Source organism: Streptomyces durhamensis (genome assembly GCF_000725475.1).
Classification (GTDB): Bacteria; Actinomycetota; Actinomycetes; order Streptomycetales; family Streptomycetaceae; genus Streptomyces; species Streptomyces filipinensis.
Genome location: NZ_JNXR01000001.1, coordinates 1 through 19,111 on the forward strand (window position 1 = coordinate 1; position 19,111 = coordinate 19,111).

Consider the following 19,111-nt stretch of genomic DNA (forward strand, 5'->3'; position numbering starts at 1 on the left):
GTCCCAGCCCCCGCCCCGGCCCCCGTCCCAGCCCCGGCCGCGGCCCCCGTCCTGGCCGCCGCCTCCGCCCCCGTCCTCGTCGAGCCGGAAAGGACCCGGTCATGAGACGGTCCGTCACCGTTCTGCTCACCGCCCTCGCCCCCGTCTCCTGGGGCACCACCTACGCCGTCACCACCGAGTTCCTGCCGCCGGGCCGGCCCCTGTTCACAGCGCTGCTGCGGGCCCTGCCCGCCGGCCTGGTCCTGCTGGCGCTGACCCGGAAGCTGCCGCGCGGCGGCTGGTGGTGGCGGGCGGCGGCGCTCGGCGCGCTGAACATCGGGGTCTTCTTCCCGCTGCTGTTCGTGTCGGCGTACCGGCTGCCCGGTGGCATGGCCGCCGTGGTCGGCTCGGTCCAGCCGCTGTTCGTCCTCGGCCTCTCGGCGCTGCTGCTCGGACAGCGACCGGTTCCGCGCACGCTCGTCACCGGTGTCGTCGCCGCGCTCGGCGTCAGCCTCGTCGTGCTGGAGGGCACCGGAACGCTCGACGCCGTCGGGGTGCTCGCGGCCGTCGCCGCCACCGCCTCGATGGCCGCCGGTACGGTCCTGACCAAGCGGTGGGGTCGTCCGGACGGGGTCGGTCCGCTGGCGCTCACCGCCTGGCAGCTCACCGCGGGCGGCCTGCTCATCGCGCCGGTCGCCTTCCTGGCCGAGGGGGCCCCGCCCGCCCTGGACGGCCGTGCCGTCGGCGGCTGCGTCTATCTGGCGCTGGCCAACACGGCGGTGGCGTACTGGCTGTGGTTCCGCGGCATCGGCCGGCTCAGCGCCCCCCAGGTCGCCTTCCTCGGCCCGCTCTCCCCGCTGACCGCGGCCGTCGTCGGCTGGGCGGCCCTCGGTCAGACGCTCGCACCGGTGCAGCTCGCGGGGATGGCGCTGGCGTTCGGCGCCACCCTGGCGGGCCAGTACGGGGGCCGCCCCCGACCGTTCAGTTCATCTGAAAAGAACAGTCGAAAACTTTCGATGGACCTGACGGATTCTCCGCTGCGACGGTAGGAGCACGCACCCCTCCCCACCGAAAGGACCCCTGTGACCGCCGTCCTGCACCGGACCAGCAGCAGCGCGACCCCGGCACCCGCCCGCCGTCCGCGCCAGGCCGCCGCCCCCCTGCTCGGCCTCGCCTGCGCCGCGCTCGCCACCGTCGTCTGGTCGGGCAGCTTCGTCACCTCCCGCGGCCTGCACGACAGCGTCCCGCCCGTCCAGCACGCCTTCTGGCGCTGGGTGATCGCCCTCCTCGCCGTGGCACCCTTCGGCGCGCGGCAGGCCTGGCGCCAGCGGGCCCTGCTGCGCCGGCACGCCCGCTACGTGCTCCTCGTCTCCCTGCTCGGCGTCGCCGTCTACAACACCCTCGTCAACCAGGCCGGACTGACCACCCCCGCCGCCACCATGGGCATGATCATGGCCGCCTCGCCGGTGCTCATGGCGGTGTTCGAACGGCTGGGCGGCGCCCGGCTCGGCGCCCGGCGCACCACCGGTCTGCTCATCGCCTGCACGGGCGTGGCCCTGCTGGTCGGCGGCGGTGCCCGCTTCTCGCCCGGCGGCCTGTGGATGATCGCCGCCGCGTGCTGCTTCGCCGGCTACAGCGCGCTGCTGCGCCGCAAGCCCGCCGAACTCGGCGGCACCGCCTTCCTGTTCAGCACGTTCCTGACCGGCACGGTCCTGCTGCTGCCCGCGCAGGCGGTGAGCGTGACCGTGCAGGGCTCCTTCCACCCGGCCCCCGGCACGGTCCTGCCCCTCCTCTACGTCGGTGTGGCCTCCTCGGCGCTCGCCTTCTTCGCCTGGAACCAGGCCGTCGGCCTGATCGGCGCGACCCGCGCCGGCATCGTCTACTACCTCCAGCCGGTCTGCGTGGCCCTGCTGTCCTGGGCCGTGCTCGGCGAGACGACGGGCCTGCCGCAGCTGCTGTCGATGGCGCTGATCCTGGGCGGGGTCATTCTGGGCGCGGGCTCCCGGCGGTGACGGCCACGGGGTCCGCGTGCCCCAGCAGGACCCTCGCCCGGGAGACCGGCGTGTAGCGTGCGCGCATGGCCGAGTGGGACATCCGCAAGCTGCAGATCCTGCGCACCCTGCGCGAGCGGGGGACCGTGACCGCGACGGCCGAGGCCCTGCACATGACCCCGTCCGCGGTGTCCCAGCAACTCGCCAATCTCGCCGACCGGCTCGGCGTGCCCCTGCTGGAGGCGCACGGACGGCGGGTCCGGCTCACCGACGCCGCCCGGCTCGTACTGACCCACGCCGAGGCGGTGTTCGAGCAGCTGGAGCGCGCCGACGCGGCCCTGGCGGCCTACGCGCGCGGCGAGGCGGGCGAGGTCCGGGTCGGCGCCTTCTCCACGGCGGTGCCCGCCCTCGTCGTACCGGCCGTACGGGCCCTGCGCGAGGCGCACCCCGGGGTGACCGTCCGCATACGGGAGGCGGAGGCCGCCGCGGCCTACGACCTGCTGGCCGCCGGTGACGTCGACCTCGCCCTGTCCCTCGCCGCCGAGGCCCCCAGCGCGGCCGACCCCCGCTTCACCCGCGTACCCCTGCTCACCGACCCCCTCGACCTCGCCCTGCCTCCCGACCACCCCCTGGCCACGGCCCCCGCCCCGACCCTCACCGACCTGGCCGCGGAACCCTGGATCTTCGGCGGCAGCGGCCCCTGGTCGGACATCACCCGCCGCGCCTGCGAGACCGCCGGCTTCAGCCCCCACCAGGGCCACTCGGCCTCCGGCTGGACCGCGATCCTCGCCATGGTGGAGGCGGGCATGGGCGTGGCCCTGATCCCCCGCATGGCCGCGGCCCCCCGCACCGGCGTCGTCATGCGCGACCTCGGCCCGGCCGGCCCGGTCCGCCATGTGACCGCGGCGGTGCGCAGGGGCGGGGAGACGGGGCGGGCGGTGACGCGTGTGCTGGAGGCCCTGCGGGAGGCGGCGGCCGCCCCCGGTCACCCGGGCGGACATCCCGCCCCCCGGTCCTAGGCGCGCCGCACCTCGTACAGGAAACACCCGTACTCCACCGCCCGCACATGCACCAGCGCCACCCGCGGATCGGCGAAGGCCTCGGTGAGGGCCGTCGTGAAACCCTCCTGGTCTCCCGCGCTCTCCGGAGTCCTGGCGGGCGTCACCAGACGGCCGCCCAGGATGCGGCCGTCGGCCGAGTAGCGGCGGAGGGTGCGGTGGGCGTCGGCGAAGGGCAGGGCCGTGCCGGACGGGCCCGGGCAGTCCCCGGCGTGGATGAAGACCGGGCCCTGCTCGTCGTACGCGCCCGGATCGGCGCCCGTCTCAGCGGCCCAGCGGCGCAGCGGCGCGTACGAGACCAGGGCGATCTCCTCGCCCGGCGCGCTGCGGCGCAGACAGCAGCGCAGCGGGGCGCCGCCCTCCTCGTCGGCGAAGGGGGCCAGGGGGCGCCCCGCGTCATCGGCGGTCCGCAGCTCTCCGAGAACCCGGGCCGGGACGGGCCGTGGCGTGTGTGTCGTCGTCATGCGTCCAGCGTCGTGCCGCGACGCCCCGCTGACCGGCGGGATCCGGACATCGCGCTCCCCGTGGATCCCATGGAAGGATGGCGCAACCCACACATAACGAGGAGATGACCGCGTGCCTGGCACAAACCTGACTCGCGAAGAGGCGCAGCAGCGGGCCGAGCTGCTCACCGTTGACTCGTACGAGATCGATCTCGACCTCTCCGGCGCGCAGGAAGGCGGTACCTACCGGTCCGTGACCACGGTGCGCTTCGACGTGGCCCGCGGCGGTGCCGAGTCCTTCATCGACCTGGTGGCGCCGACCGTCCACGAGGTGGTCCTGAACGGCGACCAGCTGGATGCCGCCGAGGTCTTCAAGGACTCGCGGATCGCCCTGCCGGAGCTGCTGGAGGGGCGCAACATCCTGCGGGTCGTCGCGGACTGCGCCTACACCAACACCGGCGAGGGCCTGCACCGGTTCGTCGACCCCGTCGACGAACAGGCCTACCTCTACACCCAGTTCGAGGTCCCGGACGCCCGCCGCGTCTTCGCCTCGTTCGAGCAGCCGGACCTGAAGGCCAGCTTCCAGTTCACCGTGAAGGCGCCCGAGGGCTGGACCGTCATTTCCAACTCGCCGACGCCCGAGCCCAAGGACAACGTCTGGGCCTTCGAGCCGACCCCGCGCATCTCGTCGTACATCACCGCGCTGATCGTCGGCCCGTACCACTCCGTGCACAGCGTGTACGAGAAGGACGGCCAGTCGGTGCCGCTCGGCATCTACTGCCGGCCCTCGCTCGCCGAGTTCCTCGACTCGGACGCGATCTTCGAGGTGACCCGGCAGGGCTTCGACTGGTTCCAGGAGAAGTTCGACTACGCCTACCCCTTCGAGAAGTACGACCAGCTGTTCGTGCCCGAGTTCAACGCGGGCGCGATGGAGAACGCCGGTGCCGTCACCATCCGTGACCAGTATGTCTTCCGGTCCAAGGTGACCGACGCGGCGTACGAGGTCCGGGCCGAGACGATCCTGCACGAGCTGGCCCACATGTGGTTCGGCGACCTCGTCACGATGGAGTGGTGGAACGACCTGTGGCTGAACGAGTCGTTCGCCACCTACACCTCCATCGCCTGCCAGGCCGCCGCGCCCGGCTCGCGCTGGCCGCACTCGTGGACCACGTTCGCCAACTCGATGAAGACCTGGGCGTACCGGCAGGACCAGCTGCCGTCCACGCACCCGATCATGGCGGACATCCGTGACCTGGACGACGTCCTCGTCAACTTCGACGGCATCACGTACGCCAAGGGCGCCTCCGTCCTCAAGCAACTGGTCGCGTACGTCGGCGAGGACGAGTTCTTCAAGGGCGTGCAGGCCTACTTCAAGCGGCACGCGTTCGGCAACACGCGCCTGTCCGACCTGCTGGGCGCCCTGGAGGAGACCTCCGGCCGGGACCTGAAGACCTGGTCGAGGAAATGGCTGGAGACGGCCGGCATCAACATCCTGCGGCCCGAGGTCGCCACGGACGCCGACGGGGTGATCACCTCCTTCGCCGTCCGCCAGGAGGCCCCGGCGCTGCCCGCCGGGGCCAAGGGCGAGCCCACCCTGCGCCCGCACCGCATCGCCATCGGCCTGTACGACCTCGACGCCGGCTCCGGCAAGCTGGTCCGCACCGACCGCCTCGAACTGGACGTCGACGGCGAGCTGACGGCCGTACCCCAGCTGACCGGCAAGCGCCGCCCCGCGGTCGTCCTGCTCAACGACGACGACCTGTCGTACGCCAAGGTCCGCCTGGACGAGCAGTCCCTCGCGGTCGTCACCGAGCACCTCGGCGACTTCACCGAGTCCCTGCCGCGCGCCCTGTGCTGGGCCTCCGCCTGGGACATGACGCGGGACGCCGAGCTGGCCGCCCGCGACTACCTCGCGCTCGTCCTGTCCGGCATCGGCAAGGAGTCCGACATCGGCGTCGTGCAGTCGCTGCACCGCCAGGTCAAGCTCGCCATCGACCTGTACGCCGACCCGGCCGCCCGCGAGTCCCTGCTGACCCGCTGGACCGACGCCACGCTGGCCCACCTGCGCGCGGCCCAGCCGGGCGGCGACCACCAGCTGGCCTGGGCCCGTGCCTTCGCGGCCACCGCCCGCACCCCCGAGCAGCTGGATCTCCTGGAGGCCCTGCTGGACGGCACCCACACCGTCGAGGGCCTGGCCGTGGACACCGAGCTGCGCTGGGCGTTCGTGGAGCGGCTGGCGGCGGTCGGCCGGTTCGACGAGGCCGAGATCGCGGCCGAGTACGAGCGGGACAAGACCGCGGCCGGTGAGCGGCACGCGGCCACCGCCCGCGCGGCCCGCCCGACGGCCGAGGCCAAGGCGGAGGCCTGGGCCTCGGTGGTCGAGTCCGACAAGCTGCCGAACGCGGTGCAGGAGGCCGTGATCGGCGGCTTCGTCCAGACCGACCAGCGCGAGCTGCTCGCGTCGTTCACGGACACGTACTTCGAGGTCGTCAAGGGCGTCTGGGACTCCCGTTCGCACGAGATCGCCCAGCAGATCGCCATCGGCCTGTACCCGTCGGTCCAGGTCTCCGAGGAGACCCTGGCCAAGACCGACACCTGGCTGGCCGCGGCCGAGCCGAACGCGGCGCTGCGCCGCCTCGTCTCGGAGTCCCGCGCGGGCGTCGAACGCGCCCTGAAGGCGCAGGCGGCGGACGCGGCGGCGGGCGAGTAGTCCTTCACACGGTGAAGGGGCGCCTGGTGCCGCAAGGCACCAGGCGCCCCTTCATGTGCCGGTGAACTATTCCTTCGCCGACAACTCCGCCGCCACCAGCTCCGCGATCTGGACCGCGTTCAGTGCGGCGCCCTTGCGGAGGTTGTCGTTGGAGATGAACAGGGCGAGGCCGTTGTCGGAGGTCTCGTCGCGGCGGATGCGGCCGACGTACGACGGGTCCTGGCCGGCCGCCTGCAGCGGGGTCGGGATCTCGGAGAGGGCGACGCCGGGCGCCTTCGCGAGCAGCTCGGTCGCGCGCTCCGGGCTGATCGGACGGGCGAAGCGGGCGTTGACCTGGAGGGAGTGGCCGGAGAAGACCGGGACGCGCACGCAGGTGCCGGAGACCTTCAGCCCGGGGATCTCCAGGATCTTGCGGGACTCGTTGCGCAGCTTCTGCTCCTCGTCGGTCTCGTTCAGACCGTCGTCGACGATCGAGCCCGCCAGCGGCAGCACGTTGAAGGCGATGGAGCGCTTGTAGACCTGCGGCTCGGGGAAGTCGACCGCCGCGCCGTCGTGGGTGAGCTTGTCGGCCTCCGCGGCGACCTTCTGCACCTGGCCGTGCAGCTCGGCCACGCCGGCGAGACCCGAACCGGAAACCGCCTGGTAGGTGGCGACGACCAGCGCCTCCAGGCCCGCCTCCTCGTGCAGCGGCTTCAGGACCGGCATCGCGGCCATCGTCGTGCAGTTCGGGTTGGCGATGATGCCCTTGGGGCGGTCGGCGACCGCGTGCGGGTTCACCTCGGAGACCACCAGCGGGACCTCGGGGTCCTTGCGCCAGGCCGAGGAGTTGTCGATCACGACGGCGCCCTGGGCGGCGACCTTCTCGGCCAGCGCCTTGGAGGTCGCGCCGCCCGCGGAGAAGAGCACGATGTCCAGGCCGGTGTAGTCGGCGGTCGCCGCGTCCTCCACCGTCACACCGTCCAGCACGGTGCCGGCCGAGCGCGCCGAGGCGAACAGGCGCAGCTGCGTCACCGGGAAGTTGCGCTCCGTGAGGATCCTGCGCATGACCGTGCCGACCTGACCGGTGGCTCCGACGATTCCGACCCTCACGGTGTCTCCCTCTGTGTGTCTCGTGCATGACCGGGGCTTTTCCATCATGCGGCCCACCCCGGTCCACCTGTCCAATTCTTTGCGAGCCGTGCCCGAAGAGTGGGACACGATCACCCCGCGGACGGTTCCGTACGTCCGCCGGTAACCCCGCTGAGCTGGAGATGTTCCCTCCGCGGGGCGCCCGGCCCGCAAGCTGTGCTGTCCCGTCCCTGCCCGTCCGGGTCGCGGCCACACGGCGGTGTGACGTACGCCTCCGCGTCGCCGGCGCCACCTGCCGGCCGGTACGCCACGAGGGGCGGGCGCCCGAACGGACGCCCGCCCCTCACCAGGGCCGCTGCGGGTTACGGCGTGACCTTCCCGATCTTCACGCTGCCGGTGCCCGCGACCGTGCCGTGCGCGTTCACCAGCTGGACCTGGCCGAAGAACTCACGGCCGGCCGATGCCTGGGCGGCGGCCGTGACCTGCCCGGTCACCGTGGCCGAGTCGCCCGTGCCGAGCTTGACGGGCGTGGTGTCGTCCACCGTGACCGTACCGAGCGTGGGGGAGAAGAACACGTCCCGGTAGTCGTAGGCGGTGGTACCCGACGGGACCGAGTAGCCGACGACCTCGATGGTGTACGTGCCGGCGGCCGGGGAGGGCACGGAGACCGCCTCCTCCGAGTCGCCGTCGGCGGACTGGGCGACCTGCTTGCCGCTCGCGTCGTACACGGTCAGGTCGAGGTCGGCGGCCGCGTCGGAGACGTTGCCGATCGCGACGTCCAGGGACTTGGCGCCGGCCGGCACGTCCACCGTGGTGGTCTGCTTCTCACCCTGCCCGAGGGACGGGCGGGTCGTCCGGGCGGAGCCGAGCGGGCCGCCGGTCAGCTTGCCGTCCAGGGCCGCGTACGCGTTGGTGACCTTCCAGGTGGCGCCGGCCGGCACGCCGGCCTTCGCCTCGGGCACGGTCACCGTCGCCGGGTCGAAGACCGCGCCCAGCACGCTGACGTCCAGCGTGTACGGGTTGTCCAGCAGCGGGGACGTGCGCCGGGACTCGACCTCCACCTCCCAGACGCCGGGCTGCGGGTCGGCGTAGGAGCGCACGTCGGGCTTGCAGCCGTTGCCGTCGAGGTAGTTGGGGTAGCAGTACGGGGTGCCGGTGTTGTCGACCGGGGTGCCGTACGGGTGGATGGCGATGAACCGGGTCTGGCTCCCGTCCTTCAGCCCGCCGATCGCGACCTCGAGGGACTTCGCGCCCTCGGGCACGGTCAGGAAGTACGACCGTGTGCTGTTGCGCTGGACCGAATCCGTCGCCGAGTAGGTGTACTTCGCCGGGGTGGAGACGACCACCGTGGTGAGGATCTGCTTGTCGACGCCCTCGGTCCCCGGGTCGTCGACCTGCAGGATCGCGCTCTTGACGCCCGCGGACGCCGGGGCCGCCTGGACCTTGACCGTCACCGGCCGGTTCAGCGGCAGCCGCACCTCGTCGGCGCCGGCGATCCGGAAGGTGTGTCCGGCGTTGTTCGCGAAGCGCAGCTCGTGCCGGACCGCCTTGTCGGGGCCGGAGGTGCGGGTGACGGTGACGTCGTAGGTCTTCTTCTCGCCCGCCTTCAGGCCGCCCTCGCGGTCGTACAGGCCGGTGCCGAAGCCGGGGGTCTTCAGGGCCTGGTCGAGCGCGGTGTCGACCGGGGCCTTGACCGTGTAGTCGTGGGCCTGGGCGTCGTCCTTGACGGCGTTCCAGGCGTCCACGACGTCGATGAGGCCCGCGCCCTCCTCGTACGCCTGCGCCCCCTTGATGTGGTGGGCCGTCGAGGTCAGCGCCGTGCGCAGCGTGGCGGGCGGCAGCGCGATGCCCTTCTGCCTGGCGGCGCTCAGCAGCAGCGCGGAGGCTCCCGTCGCCTGCGGGGAGGCCATCGAGGTGCCCTGGAGCATGGAGTAGCCGGCCGGCAGCGAGTAGCCCGCCTCGGGGACCGGGGCGCCGGGCAGCCAGGTCTGGGTGGAGTTGATCGCGGCACCCGGCGCGACCAGGGTCGGCGTGAAGCCGCCGTCCTCACGCGGACCGCGCGAGGAGAACGGCATCATCTGGTACTTCTTCTCCACCACCGAGCCGTAGTCCGCGGCCCAGGTCTGCCGGGAGATGGCGGCGCCGACCGAGATCACCTTGTCGGCGAGGCCGGGGTCGCCGATGGTGTTGGCGCCCGGTCCGGAGTTGCCGGCCGAGATCACCAGCTGTACGCCGTAGGTGTCGATGAGCCGGGTGTACAGCTCGGCGCGCGCGTTGTTGCCGTCGTTCAGGGCCGGCAGTCCGCCGATCGACATGTTGACGATGTCGACGCCCCGGTTCGCGACCAGGTCGATCATGCCCTCGGTGAGGGCCACGTTGGTGCAGCCGCCGGTCCAGGTGCAGGCGCGCGAGGAGACGAGCTTCGCGCCGGGGGCCGCGCCGTTCATCTTCCCGCCGAACAGGCCGTTGGCGGCGGTGATGCCCGCGACGTGCGTGCCGTGCTCGGACTCGATGACACCGATGTTGACGAAGTCGGCCTTCTTGCCGACCCAGTCGCCGCCGTACGGGTCCATCGGCACGTCCTTGCGGATCTGCACGACGAACGGCACCCGCTCGGCCACGTCGGTCTTCGGGTCGTCGGTGCCGAAGTATCCGACCTGGTAGCCGTCCTTGTACGGCTTCATCGGCGTGTCGTCGGTGAAGTCGTGGTTGCCGTTCAGGTCGACGGTGACCGTGCCGGCCGCCGCGTCGTACAGCACGCCCCAGCTGTCGGTGGTGTCGCCGTCCCGGTCGAGGTCGCCCTTCTCGTCGCCGCCCGTGGTGGCGGACTCCTTGAAGGTGCTGATCCCGTAGGAGCCGGAGGGCGCCGTCCAGGTCGCGCCGCCGTAGGAGAAGCTGGGCCCGGAGACCGTGGTGACCATCGGCCGCCAGGTCGCGTCGCCGTCCGCGATCGGGTCGGTCGAGGTCACCCAGTCGACGATCTTCCGCTCGCCGGTGGTGGTCTTCTGCAGCGCCGGGTGGCCGAGGTCGACGCCGGAGTCGAGGATGCCGATGGTGATGCCGCGGCCGTCGGCCTTCGGGTGCTCCCTGACGAAGTCGACGGCACCGGTCTCGAAGGACGGGTTGTACGGGTTCGCGGTGGGGGTGTTCCGGTCGGGGCCGGGGCGGGCGGCGGCGGGGGAGCCGGACTTCGTGCCGTCCGGCGCCGGGTCGTCGAGCGGTATCTCCTGCCTGAGGTCGATGGCGTGCACCGAGGAGAGCCTCGCGGCGGCGGCGATGGCGGCGTCCGCGCGGGCCGTCGGCACGGTGGCACGGACGTAGCCGACCCTGTCGTAGGTACGGCCCACCGAGCCGCCCTTGACCGCGTCCAGCTCCTTGGCGACCTGCCCGGTCTGCCCGGGGGCCGTCGCGATCATCATCGTGACGTTCTTGTCGCCGTCGGCCTTGGCGTCGGCGAGCAGTGAGGCGTCGTCCGAACCCAGTTTGTCGTGGGCGGACTTGACGGCGGGTCCGGTGGCCGGTGCGGACGGCGTACCGGCGGCGAGGGCCAGGGGTATCGGCCCGGCGGCGGACAGGGCCGCCACCACGCCCACGGCCACGGCCATGCGGGCCAGGCGTCTGTGGCCGGGTATGGGATCACGCTCTTGCGTGTGGGTCATCGGCATCCCTCGGGTCAAGGAACGAGCGGACGAGAGCGCTCAGCCTTGCCCAAGGCGCCGGACTTTGGCGTCCGTTGACCGAAACGATATGGATGTATGGGGAAAACCCGCGATGGGTTATGCGGGGAACCGACCTGAATGGACCGGAATCGGCTCAGTTCTCCTTGGAGCGCGCGTAGTGCCGGGACGCCTTCGCGCGGTTGCCGCACACGGCCATCGAGCACCAGCGGCGGGTGCCGTTGCGGGACGTGTCGAAGAAGTGCAGGATGCAGCCGCCGCCGGAGCACGAGCGGATCCGCTCCGGCGCCCTGCCGAGCAGGTCCAGATAGTCGCGGGCGGCGAGCCAGGCCGGGCCCCAGGACGGGTCGGCGAACTCCGGCTCCTCGGCGGGCCCGTCCTCGGTCAGCCGGGCCCGGATGCGCCCGTGCGCCAGTACGGCGTCCACGAGCGGCGCCGCCTCCCGCGGCGGTCCGTGCACCGCGGCCGCGATCGCCTCGCGGGCCTCGCGCAGATGGCGCAGCACCTCCGCGTCGGCCGGGTGGGTGCCGGCCAGCCCGTTGCTCGCGAGCCACACCGCCAGCCCCCCGGTGCCGTCGAGCAGGTCCTGGGTGACGCCCTCCCGGTTCCACCGGGTGTTGAGCAGGTCGAGGGCGAGGGGCTCGCCGGTGAGCGGGCGGGGATCGCGGACGGCGGACATCGGGCACTCCTTCTCGGCTAACCAGTAAAGCGTACGTCACCGGTTGACCCGATCGATGCTAACCCTCTATCGTGAAGTACAACGGTTAGATACATCGCACCGAAGGGAACAGCCATGAGCCCGCGCCTCGCGCACACCGGCCTGAACGTCACCGACCTCGACCGCTCGCTCGCCTTCTACCGGGACGTCCTGGGCTTCGCCCTGCTCGCCGAGGGCAAGGAGGACGACCGGCGCTACGCGTTCCTCGGGGAGGACGACGGTCAGCCGCTCGTCACCCTCTGGCAGCAGGCGCGGGGGGCGTACGACCGCGACCGGCCCGGACTGCACCACCTCGCCTTCACGGTCGACTCCGTCGACCGCGTCCAGGCGTACGAGACCGCGCTGCGGGCCGCCGGAGTGGACTTCGCGTACGAGGGCGTGGTCGCCCACCGCGAGGGCGGGACCTCGGGCGGGATCTTCTTCCACGACCCGGACGGCATCCGCCTGGAGATCTCCGCCCCGCTCGGCCCCGACGGTGCCCCGGCCCCCCACGCCTCCGCACCGACCTGCGGTTTCTTCTAGCCATGGGCACCTACCACGCGGGTTCGCTCGCCGTGCAGGAGCTGATGGGCGTACGCGACCGCGCCGACCACGTGGGCCGCTCCCTCGGCCAGGACATCAAGCCGGTCGCGGCGGCCTTCCTGGAACTCCAGCCCCTGCTGGTCGTGGGCGCGGCGGCCCCGGAGACGGGCCGGGTGTGGGCCTCCGCGCTCACGGGCCGCCCCGGGTTCGTCCGGGCCACGGGCCCGAGGCGGATGTCGGTCCTCACCCGTACCGGGCAGGAGAGCGTGCCCGCGGGGGCGCGGGGAACCGCGCGAGCCACCACCGGCGACGCGCACGCGCGCGACGTCCTGAAGGACCCCCTGGCGGACGCGCTGACCACCCCCCGCACGCCCATCGGCACCATCGCGCTCGACCCCCGCACCCGGCGCCGCATGCGCCTCAACGGCCGGCTGAGGCCGACACCCGGAGGCTTCGCGGTCGAGGCGGACCAGGTCTTCTCCAACTGCCCTAAGTACATCCAGCGCAGACAGTCGTACGAGATCCTCACCGACCGCACCCCGGGAACTCCCCACCGCATGACCGGACTCACCCCGCCGCAGACGGAGTTCGTCCGCGCGGCCGACACCTTCTTCCTGGCCACCACGCACCCCGGCGGAGCCGACGTCAGCCACCGCGGCGGCAACCCCGGTTTCGTGCGGATCGCGTCACCGCGCGAACTGACCTGGCCGGACTACCCCGGCAACGCCATGTTCCTCACCCTCGGCAATCTGCGCACCGACCCCCGCGCGGGCCTGCTCTTCCTCGACTGGACCACCGGCACCACCCTGCAGCTGACCGGCGAGGCGCACACCGAGTTCACCGCCGACGGCGCACGGACCGTCCGCTTCACCCTCACCGAGGCCCGGTGGGCCCCGGCCGCCCTGCCCCTGCGCTGGTCCCCGCCGGAATATTCACCGGCCAATCCGGACGTGCCGGGCTAACGTCCGGGAATGCGACAGAACTTGAGGGTGGCGGCCTACGCCGTATGCGTCCGCGACGGACGGATCCTGCTCGCCCGGTCCCCCGGCCTCGACGGGGGTCCTCCCGAGTGGGTGCTGCCCGGTGGCGGCATGGAGCACGGCGAGGACCCGTACGACACCGTCCGCCGGGAGGTCACCGAGGAGACCGGTTACCGCATCGAGGTGACCGGTCTCCTCGGCGTGGACTCCCGGCGGCATCTCTTCCCCCGCCGCGGTCTGCGGCGCCCCACCCGCCACCACGCCCTGCGCCTCCTCTACGAAGGCGAGGTCACCGGCGGTGAACTCCGCCACGAGGTCGACGGATCCACCGACTTCGCCGCATGGCAGGACCTTTCGGCCGTGGCCGGCCTCACCCGGGTGCGGCTGGTCGACGTCGCGCTGCGGCTGTGGCAGGAGCGCCCCGCGCACGGCCATCTCGCCGCCGGAGCCCGTCCCCTACCCCAGGAGATGAACGAGGAGTAGCCGGCCCTGGGCCGTCCGCGATCCACTCCATGACCGCGTCCCCTCCCCGCAGATCCACGTACGGTGATGGGCGCTGCGCGTTGCCGCCGCGTTCACGCACAGGTCATCCCCGGTGCCAAACATCCAGAGCGAGCGGGGCGTTCGCGCCTGCGACGGCCCGCGACCACTGCCGACGCGTTCGCACCCGGGGAGATCGCGCCATGTCGCGCATACGCTCTGTCGCCACCTCCGCTCTGGGGGTCAACCGCCGTACCGTCCTCGCCGCCGCCGGAGCGGTCTCGCTCTCCGCGGGCGTCGGCTACGCCCTCCGGCCCACCGACAGCCAGGCCGCCACCGGCGCGCCGGAGACGGGCGCCGGCGCCGAGGCGCCCGTCGCCCACTCCCGGCAGGCCGCCGGCGCGGCCCTCGCCCCCTACACCAAGGGCACCACCCTCGCCACGGTCGCCGCACCGCGCAACAGCTCCGGCTACCGTCGGCTCGGCGACGGCTCCGGCTGGCCGCGCGTGGTGCGCGGCGAGCTGGCCGCGCCCAAGTCCGGCCGGGCGGGCCGCCGTACCACGCTCGCCGCGTTCGTGCAGTTCACCGACCTGCATCTGCAGGACGTCCAGCACCCGCTGCGGCTGGAGTACCTGCGCTCGCACGACGTGCACGCCTGGCGTCCGCAGGAGGCGCTCACCGTGCCCGGCGCCATCTCGCTCGTCGAGCGCGTCAACGCGCTGCACGGCGCCCCCGTCACCGGCGCCCCGCTGCACTTCGTCATGACCACCGGTGACAACACCGACAACAACGCCCACTCCGAGCTGGAGTGGTTCATGAAGGTGATGAGCGGTGGCCGTATCACCCCCAACTCCGGTGACCCACGGCACTACGAGGGCGTGCAGAACAGCGGTCTGAAGCTGTACTGGCAGCCGGACTCCACCACCCGGGACAACGACAAGGCGCTCGGCTTCCCGCATCTCGGGGGCTTCCTGGCCGCCGCGATCCGCGAGCTGAACAGCCCCGGGCTGAAGCTGCCCTGGTACTCCACCGTCGGCAACCACGACGCCCTCCCGCTCGGCTGCTACGGCTCCCACGGCGACCCCTACCTCGCCGAGGCGGCCATCGCCGGCAAGAAGCTGTTCAGCGTCCCCGACGCCGACGCCAAGAAGCTCCAGGACGCCATCAAGAACGCCACCGACCCCAAGGGTGCCGGCTACCGCGACTTCCTCAAGGCCCACGCCCGCTCCATGCGCTCGGTCACGGCGGACGAGAAGCGCGCCCCGTACACCCAGGCCGACTACCTCAAGGCCCACCTCGACCCGGCGTACCAGGGACACGGCCCGGTCGGCCACGGCTACTCCTCGGCGAACCTCGACGCGGGCACCCAGTACTACGCCTTCCGCATCTCCGACGACGTCATCGGCATCAGCCTCGACACCACCGACGCCGGCGGCCACTACGAGGGCTCCCTCGGCACCGCCCAGCTGAAGTGGCTGGACAAGACGCTGAAGGACAACAAGGACTCCTACGCCGTCGTCTTCAGCCACCACACCAGCACGTCCATGACCAACACCCGCCCCGACCCGGCCCGCCCGGGGGAGCGCCGCCACAACGGCGCCGAGGTGATCTCCGTCCTGTCCTCCCACGCCAACGTCCTGGCCTGGGTGAACGGGCACATCCACAAGAACGTCGTCACCCCTCACCAGGCCCCCGGCGGCCGCTCCTTCTGGGAGATCTCCACCGCCTCGCACATCGACTACCCGCACCTGGCGCGCATCGTCGAGCTGGTCGACAACAAGGACGGCACGATCTCCGTGTTCACCACCCTCATCGAGTCCGCCGCCCCGCACCGCACGGACTTCGCCGACCTCTCCCAGACCGGCCTCGCCGCCCTCTACCGCGAGCTGGCGTACAACGCCCCCGGCGCCAACAAGACCCTCGCGGGCGGCGCGGCCGACCGGAACACGGAGCTGGTGCTGAAGAAGGGCTGAAAGTCACTCAACCGGTGTAAGCCGCGGCAACCTTCGCGCATCCGGCGCAGGTTCTTACCCCCGACCGGACCGAGAATCCCAGGTTGGGGGAAGACATGCGCGTACGCACGACCCTGGTGGGCGCCACCGCCCTGTTCCTCACGGCGGCCCTGGCCGCTCCGGCCGTGGCCGCCACCGGCACCCACCACGGCGGCCACGCCGGCACCCGCAAGGCCCTCGAAGCGGCGGTCGCGGCCGGCGTGCCCGGCGTGACCGCCACCGCGAAGGACGCCCACGGCACCTGGTCCGCCACCGCCGGAGTGGGCGACCTGCGCACGGGCGAGCCGCGTTCCACCGCCGACCGCTATCGCGTCGGCAGCATCACCAAGTCCTTCGTCGCCACCGTCCTGCTCCAACTGGAGGCGGAGGGCCGGCTGTCGCTGGACGACACGGTGGACAGGTGGCTGCCGGGGGTGATCCGCGGGCACGGTCACGACGGCCGCCGCATCACCGTCCGGCAGCTCCTCAACCACACCAGTGGCATCTACAACTACACCGCGGACAAGGACTTCGACCGCACCTACTCCAGCAGGGACGGCTTCCACCGGCACCGCTACGACACGCTCACCCCGCGCCGGCTGGTGGCGATCGCGATGAGGCACAAGCCGGACTTCACGCCCGGCGCGTCCTGGAACTACTCCAACACCAACTACGTCGTCGCCGGCATGGTGATCGAGAAGGTGACGGGACGCACGTACGCCACCGAGATCACCCGCCGCATCATCGCCCCGCTGCACCTGAAAGCCACGTCCCTGCCCGGCACGAAGATCACCGTCCCGCAGCCGAGCAGCCGCGCCTACTCGAAATTCACGGGCCCGAAAGGCCCCACCGACGACGTCACGGCCTTCAACCCCTCCCTGGCCTCCTCGGCGGGCGAAATGATCTCGAATTCCGCCGATCTCGACCGCTTCTACAGCGCCCTGCTCGGCGGAAAGCTCCTTCCGGCGCACCAGCTGAAGGAGATGAAGACCACCGTGCGCACCGCGATCTCGCCCCACGTCCGGTACGGCCTCGGCCTCATGGACACCAGGCTGGGCTGCGGTGTTCATGTCTGGGGGCACGGCGGTGGCATCTTCGGCTCCACCAGCGAGGCGGACGTGACGGCGGACGGCCGGCACGCCCTGGCCGTCAATTTCAACGGGGACTGGACCGGGGACACGGCAGCCGCGGTCGAAGCGGAATTCTGTTAGCCACCGTTTCATGCACGACATTCCCCGTTAACCCGCACGCAATGTCCGTACCGCCTCATATCGGCTATCCCGCTACGGACGGGGATGGCTCGATCTTCTCGATCATTTATGCAAGGCGGGTGGTCGCGTGCGGCAGAGGCACGGACTGCGTGTGCTGTCGGTCTACGAGGGTTTCTTCTCCGGAGGAGCCCGGATCGTGCACAGCGACGTCGTACGGGGACTGGCCGAGGGCGGCCAGTCCCACCAGGTACTCAGCATCCACGACGAGGTCCGGCGCGAGGCCACCCGGCAGCGCATGGAGGACGACGCCTGCTACCGGGCGCTGACCGCGGCCGGTATCGGTGTCACCTCGCTCGGCCGCAGCGCCGGCCTGGTGGACGGGGCTCTCGCGGCGAACGTTTTCAGCGGCCCCGAGATGGCCGAGACGGCCCGGGCGATGGCCGCGGCGGAGGTGATCCTCTCCCTGAAGGAGCAGCCGCTGGCCCTGCTGAACCAGGCCGGCCTGCCCCGCCGCCCGGTCGTGGTCTGCCTGCACCGCTCGGACCCGGAGAACCAGGGTCCGGCGCTTCAGGAGCTGAAGGCCGCCATCGCCGACGGCACGGTGGCCGCCTGCGTGTGCTGCGCCGAGTCCACACGGGCCGCCTACGAGGCCGCCGGAATCCCGTCCCGGCTGCTGCACGTCATACCCAACGGCGTCGACCTGCTCCGGTTCCGCCCGGACCCCGCGGCCCGGCGGGCGTTCCGCGCGTCCCTGGGCATCCCGGCCACCGCACCGGTGGTCGTCTTCGCGGCCCGCTACGCCACGATGAAGAACGTCCCGCTCCTGCTGCGCGCGGCCCGCGCCTGGCTCGCCCGCGAGCCCGAGGGCCGCGTCCTGATGTGCGGCGCGGGAATGAACGACGCGAACCCGGCCCTGTGGGCCGACATCGAGGTCGCGTTCGGCGCGGACCGGCGGCTCGCGGAGCGGGTCCGTCTTCTCGGCGTGCGCCGCGACATGGAGACCGTCTACGCCGGCGCCGACGTCGTCGCCCTGACCTCCGCCTCCGGGGAGGCGGCGCCGCTGTGCCTGATCGAGGGCATGATGTGCGGCGCCGTCCCCGTGACGACGGACGTGGGCGACAGCGCGGAGATCGTCCGGGGCCACGGTTTCGTGACCCCGCAGGACCCGGAGGCCATCGCCCTGGCCTGGACGGCGGCGGTCGCCGGCCGCGCCGGCCTCGCCCCGGCCCTGGCCGCGAGCCGCGAGCGCTTCAGCCGTACGCGCATGATCGCGGCGTACGCCGCGCTGCTGGACGGCGTCCACACCGGCGCCTCGCGGCTGCCGACGCTGCCCGGGCCGCTGTAGCGGTCAGGAGGCCCGGGTGAGGGCCGGCAGGTAGCCGAGGGACTGCCCCGGCGCCGTGGGGTGGTACGACTCGGTGATCGCCAGCACGTCGACGCCGCGCAGCCAGGGGCTGGCCGAGCAGATCTCGTGGCCGGCGAAGGCGGCGGTGACGTCGGCGAACGTGAAGCCATGACCGGCGGCGCTCATGGCGATCACCGCGTTGAGGTGGTCCACGGTGTCGTTCACGGCGGCCCGGTCCCGGTCCGCGAGGCCCAGCCGGCAGGTGCCCCTCAGGTGGTACAGGTGCGGGTAGCCCAGCACCACCACGCGGGCGGCGGGCGCCCGTTCCCTGATCGCCGTGTAGAGGCGGTCGAGGTTGTGCGCGAGCGTCCCGTCCATGGCGGTGCGGGCACCGGAGAGGGCGGACAGGCACCGGCTGTCGCCGCCGAGCGCGCACGTCGTCATGACGGATCCGAAGCCCGAGTCACTGCCGCCGGCGGTGAGGGTGACCAGGCCCGTGCGCGGGCCGAGGTGGCCGAGCTGCTCGGCCAGGACGTCGGTCGTCCGGGCGCCGTTGCAGGCGGCGAAGGTGAACGACGACGGGCCGTGGGCCTCGGCCCACAGCACCGGGTACGCCCGGGCGCTGCGCTTGCACTCCTTGCCGGAGGACAGGTAGTCGCCGGCGCCGACACCGGCGGAGTAGGAGTCACCGAGGGCCACATAGCCGGTGGCCGCGGGCGCCACCTGGGCCGTCGCGGGGTCGGCGAAGGCACAGGCGGCCGCCAGGAGGAGGGAGCACGCACCCGCCGCTGTTCGGGACTGTCTCATGGCAATCCTCCTATCGCGGGCCCGCCCGGCCCGCCCGCGGTGCTCGTCCGTTCCGGTGAACCGCCACCCGGCCGGCGCAGCAGAAGTGGACGGGCGCCGGCACGCACGAGGAGGGGCCACCGGATGCGGTC

General features: G+C 72.4%; 15 protein-coding genes. 10 read left to right on the top strand and 5 right to left on the bottom strand.

Annotated features, from left to right (window positions below):
* Positions 1-101 precede the first annotated feature (101 nt).
* The 3 genes from IO33_RS0100005 to IO33_RS0100015 all read left to right on the top strand — a co-directional run bounded on the left by IO33_RS0100005 (position 102) and on the right by IO33_RS0100015 (position 2,989).
* Positions 102-1,028: an EamA family transporter gene (locus tag IO33_RS0100005; protein WP_031158529.1), complete on the top strand. Its 927-nt coding sequence runs from the start codon at positions 102-104 to the stop codon at positions 1,026-1,028.
* Positions 1,029-1,061: 33 nt separating this feature from the next.
* Positions 1,062-1,991, top strand: coding sequence for a DMT family transporter (locus IO33_RS0100010; RefSeq protein WP_031158531.1), 930 nt, complete (start codon positions 1,062-1,064; stop codon positions 1,989-1,991).
* A 65-nt stretch (positions 1,992-2,056) separates the two neighbouring features.
* Positions 2,057-2,989, top strand: coding sequence for a LysR family transcriptional regulator (locus tag IO33_RS0100015; protein WP_037684659.1), 933 nt, complete (start codon positions 2,057-2,059; stop codon positions 2,987-2,989).
* Here the strand turns inward: IO33_RS0100015 and IO33_RS0100020 are convergent.
* Complete coding sequence (locus tag IO33_RS0100020) at positions 2,986-3,492, bottom strand: DUF1203 domain-containing protein (protein ID WP_031158536.1); 507 nt, start codon at positions 3,490-3,492, stop codon at positions 2,986-2,988. The genes IO33_RS0100015 and IO33_RS0100020 overlap by 4 nt on opposite strands.
* Positions 3,493-3,604: 112 nt before the next feature.
* Here IO33_RS0100020 and pepN point away from each other — a divergent pair, with 112 nt between their 5' ends.
* On the top strand, positions 3,605-6,181 hold the full coding sequence (pepN, locus tag IO33_RS0100025) for an aminopeptidase N (RefSeq protein WP_031158539.1): 2,577 nt from the start codon (positions 3,605-3,607) through the stop codon (positions 6,179-6,181).
* A 66-nt stretch (positions 6,182-6,247) separates the two neighbouring features.
* Here the strand turns inward: pepN and IO33_RS0100030 are convergent, their stop codons facing one another.
* The 3 genes from IO33_RS0100030 to IO33_RS0100040 all read right to left on the bottom strand — a co-directional run bounded on the left by IO33_RS0100030 (position 6,248) and on the right by IO33_RS0100040 (position 11,605).
* Positions 6,248-7,270 carry an aspartate-semialdehyde dehydrogenase gene (locus IO33_RS0100030; RefSeq protein ID WP_031158541.1) on the bottom strand — a complete coding sequence of 341 codons (1,023 nt, stop codon included), beginning with the start codon at positions 7,268-7,270 and terminating at the stop codon, positions 6,248-6,250.
* A gap of 341 nt (positions 7,271-7,611) precedes the next feature.
* Positions 7,612-10,908 carry a S8 family serine peptidase gene (locus IO33_RS0100035; RefSeq protein ID WP_031158544.1) on the bottom strand — a complete coding sequence of 1,099 codons (3,297 nt, stop codon included), beginning with the start codon at positions 10,906-10,908 and terminating at the stop codon, positions 7,612-7,614.
* A 154-nt stretch (positions 10,909-11,062) separates the two neighbouring features.
* Positions 11,063-11,605 (bottom strand): CGNR zinc finger domain-containing protein, encoded by a 543-nt coding sequence (locus tag IO33_RS0100040; protein ID WP_031158546.1) that lies wholly within the window; start codon positions 11,603-11,605, stop codon positions 11,063-11,065.
* A 114-nt stretch (positions 11,606-11,719) separates the two neighbouring features.
* Between IO33_RS0100040 and IO33_RS0100045 the strand changes: the two genes are divergently transcribed.
* The 6 genes from IO33_RS0100045 (at position 11,720) to IO33_RS0100070 (ending at position 18,173) form a co-directional block, all read left to right on the top strand.
* A complete protein-coding gene (locus IO33_RS0100045) occupies positions 11,720-12,166 on the top strand; it encodes a VOC family protein (RefSeq protein ID WP_031158549.1) in 447 nt (148 codons plus the stop codon).
* Positions 12,167-12,168: 2 nt separating this feature from the next.
* A complete protein-coding gene (locus tag IO33_RS0100050; protein ID WP_031158551.1) occupies positions 12,169-13,128 on the top strand; it encodes a pyridoxamine 5'-phosphate oxidase family protein in 960 nt (319 codons plus the stop codon).
* A 9-nt stretch (positions 13,129-13,137) separates the two neighbouring features.
* The gene (locus tag IO33_RS0100055; RefSeq protein WP_245235642.1) at positions 13,138-13,629 is read left to right on the top strand and encodes an NUDIX hydrolase; all 492 of its coding nucleotides are present in this window, start codon (positions 13,138-13,140) and stop codon (positions 13,627-13,629) included.
* Positions 13,630-13,829: 200 nt separating this feature from the next.
* A complete protein-coding gene (locus IO33_RS0100060) occupies positions 13,830-15,599 on the top strand; it encodes a TIGR03767 family metallophosphoesterase (RefSeq protein ID WP_031158555.1) in 1,770 nt (589 codons plus the stop codon).
* A gap of 95 nt (positions 15,600-15,694) precedes the next feature.
* Positions 15,695-16,828, top strand: a complete 1,134-nt coding sequence (locus IO33_RS0100065) for a serine hydrolase domain-containing protein (protein WP_031158558.1) — start codon at positions 15,695-15,697, stop codon at positions 16,826-16,828.
* A gap of 151 nt (positions 16,829-16,979) precedes the next feature.
* The gene (locus tag IO33_RS0100070; RefSeq protein ID WP_031158561.1) at positions 16,980-18,173 is read left to right on the top strand and encodes a glycosyltransferase; all 1,194 of its coding nucleotides are present in this window, start codon (positions 16,980-16,982) and stop codon (positions 18,171-18,173) included.
* Positions 18,174-18,176: 3 nt separating this feature from the next.
* Here the strand turns inward: IO33_RS0100070 and IO33_RS0100075 are convergent, their stop codons facing one another.
* Positions 18,177-18,980 carry an SGNH/GDSL hydrolase family protein gene (locus IO33_RS0100075; protein WP_031158564.1) on the bottom strand — a complete coding sequence of 268 codons (804 nt, stop codon included), beginning with the start codon at positions 18,978-18,980 and terminating at the stop codon, positions 18,177-18,179.
* Positions 18,981-19,111 lie beyond the last annotated feature (131 nt).

Bases quoted from the DNA above. Each gene is read 5' to 3' on its own strand.
- IO33_RS0100005 (WP_031158529.1), top strand. From the start codon at position 102: ATGAGACGGTCCGTCACCGTTCTGCTCACCGCCCTCGCCCCCGTCTCC.
- IO33_RS0100015 (WP_037684659.1), top strand. From the start codon at position 2,057: ATGGCCGAGTGGGACATCCGCAAGCTGCAGATCCTGCGCACCCTGCGC.
- IO33_RS0100020 (WP_031158536.1), bottom strand. From the start codon at position 3,492: ATGACGACGACACACACGCCACGGCCCGTCCCGGCCCGGGTTCTCGGA.
- IO33_RS0100035 (WP_031158544.1), bottom strand. From the start codon at position 10,908: ATGACCCACACGCAAGAGCGTGATCCCATACCCGGCCACAGACGCCTG.
- IO33_RS0100040 (WP_031158546.1), bottom strand. From the start codon at position 11,605: ATGTCCGCCGTCCGCGATCCCCGCCCGCTCACCGGCGAGCCCCTCGCC.
- IO33_RS0100045 (WP_031158549.1), top strand. From the start codon at position 11,720: ATGAGCCCGCGCCTCGCGCACACCGGCCTGAACGTCACCGACCTCGAC.
- IO33_RS0100050 (WP_031158551.1), top strand. From the start codon at position 12,169: ATGGGCACCTACCACGCGGGTTCGCTCGCCGTGCAGGAGCTGATGGGC.
- IO33_RS0100055 (WP_245235642.1), top strand. From the start codon at position 13,138: ATGCGACAGAACTTGAGGGTGGCGGCCTACGCCGTATGCGTCCGCGAC.
- IO33_RS0100060 (WP_031158555.1), top strand. From the start codon at position 13,830: ATGTCGCGCATACGCTCTGTCGCCACCTCCGCTCTGGGGGTCAACCGC.
- IO33_RS0100065 (WP_031158558.1), top strand. From the start codon at position 15,695: ATGCGCGTACGCACGACCCTGGTGGGCGCCACCGCCCTGTTCCTCACG.
- IO33_RS0100075 (WP_031158564.1), bottom strand. From the start codon at position 18,980: ATGAGACAGTCCCGAACAGCGGCGGGTGCGTGCTCCCTCCTCCTGGCG.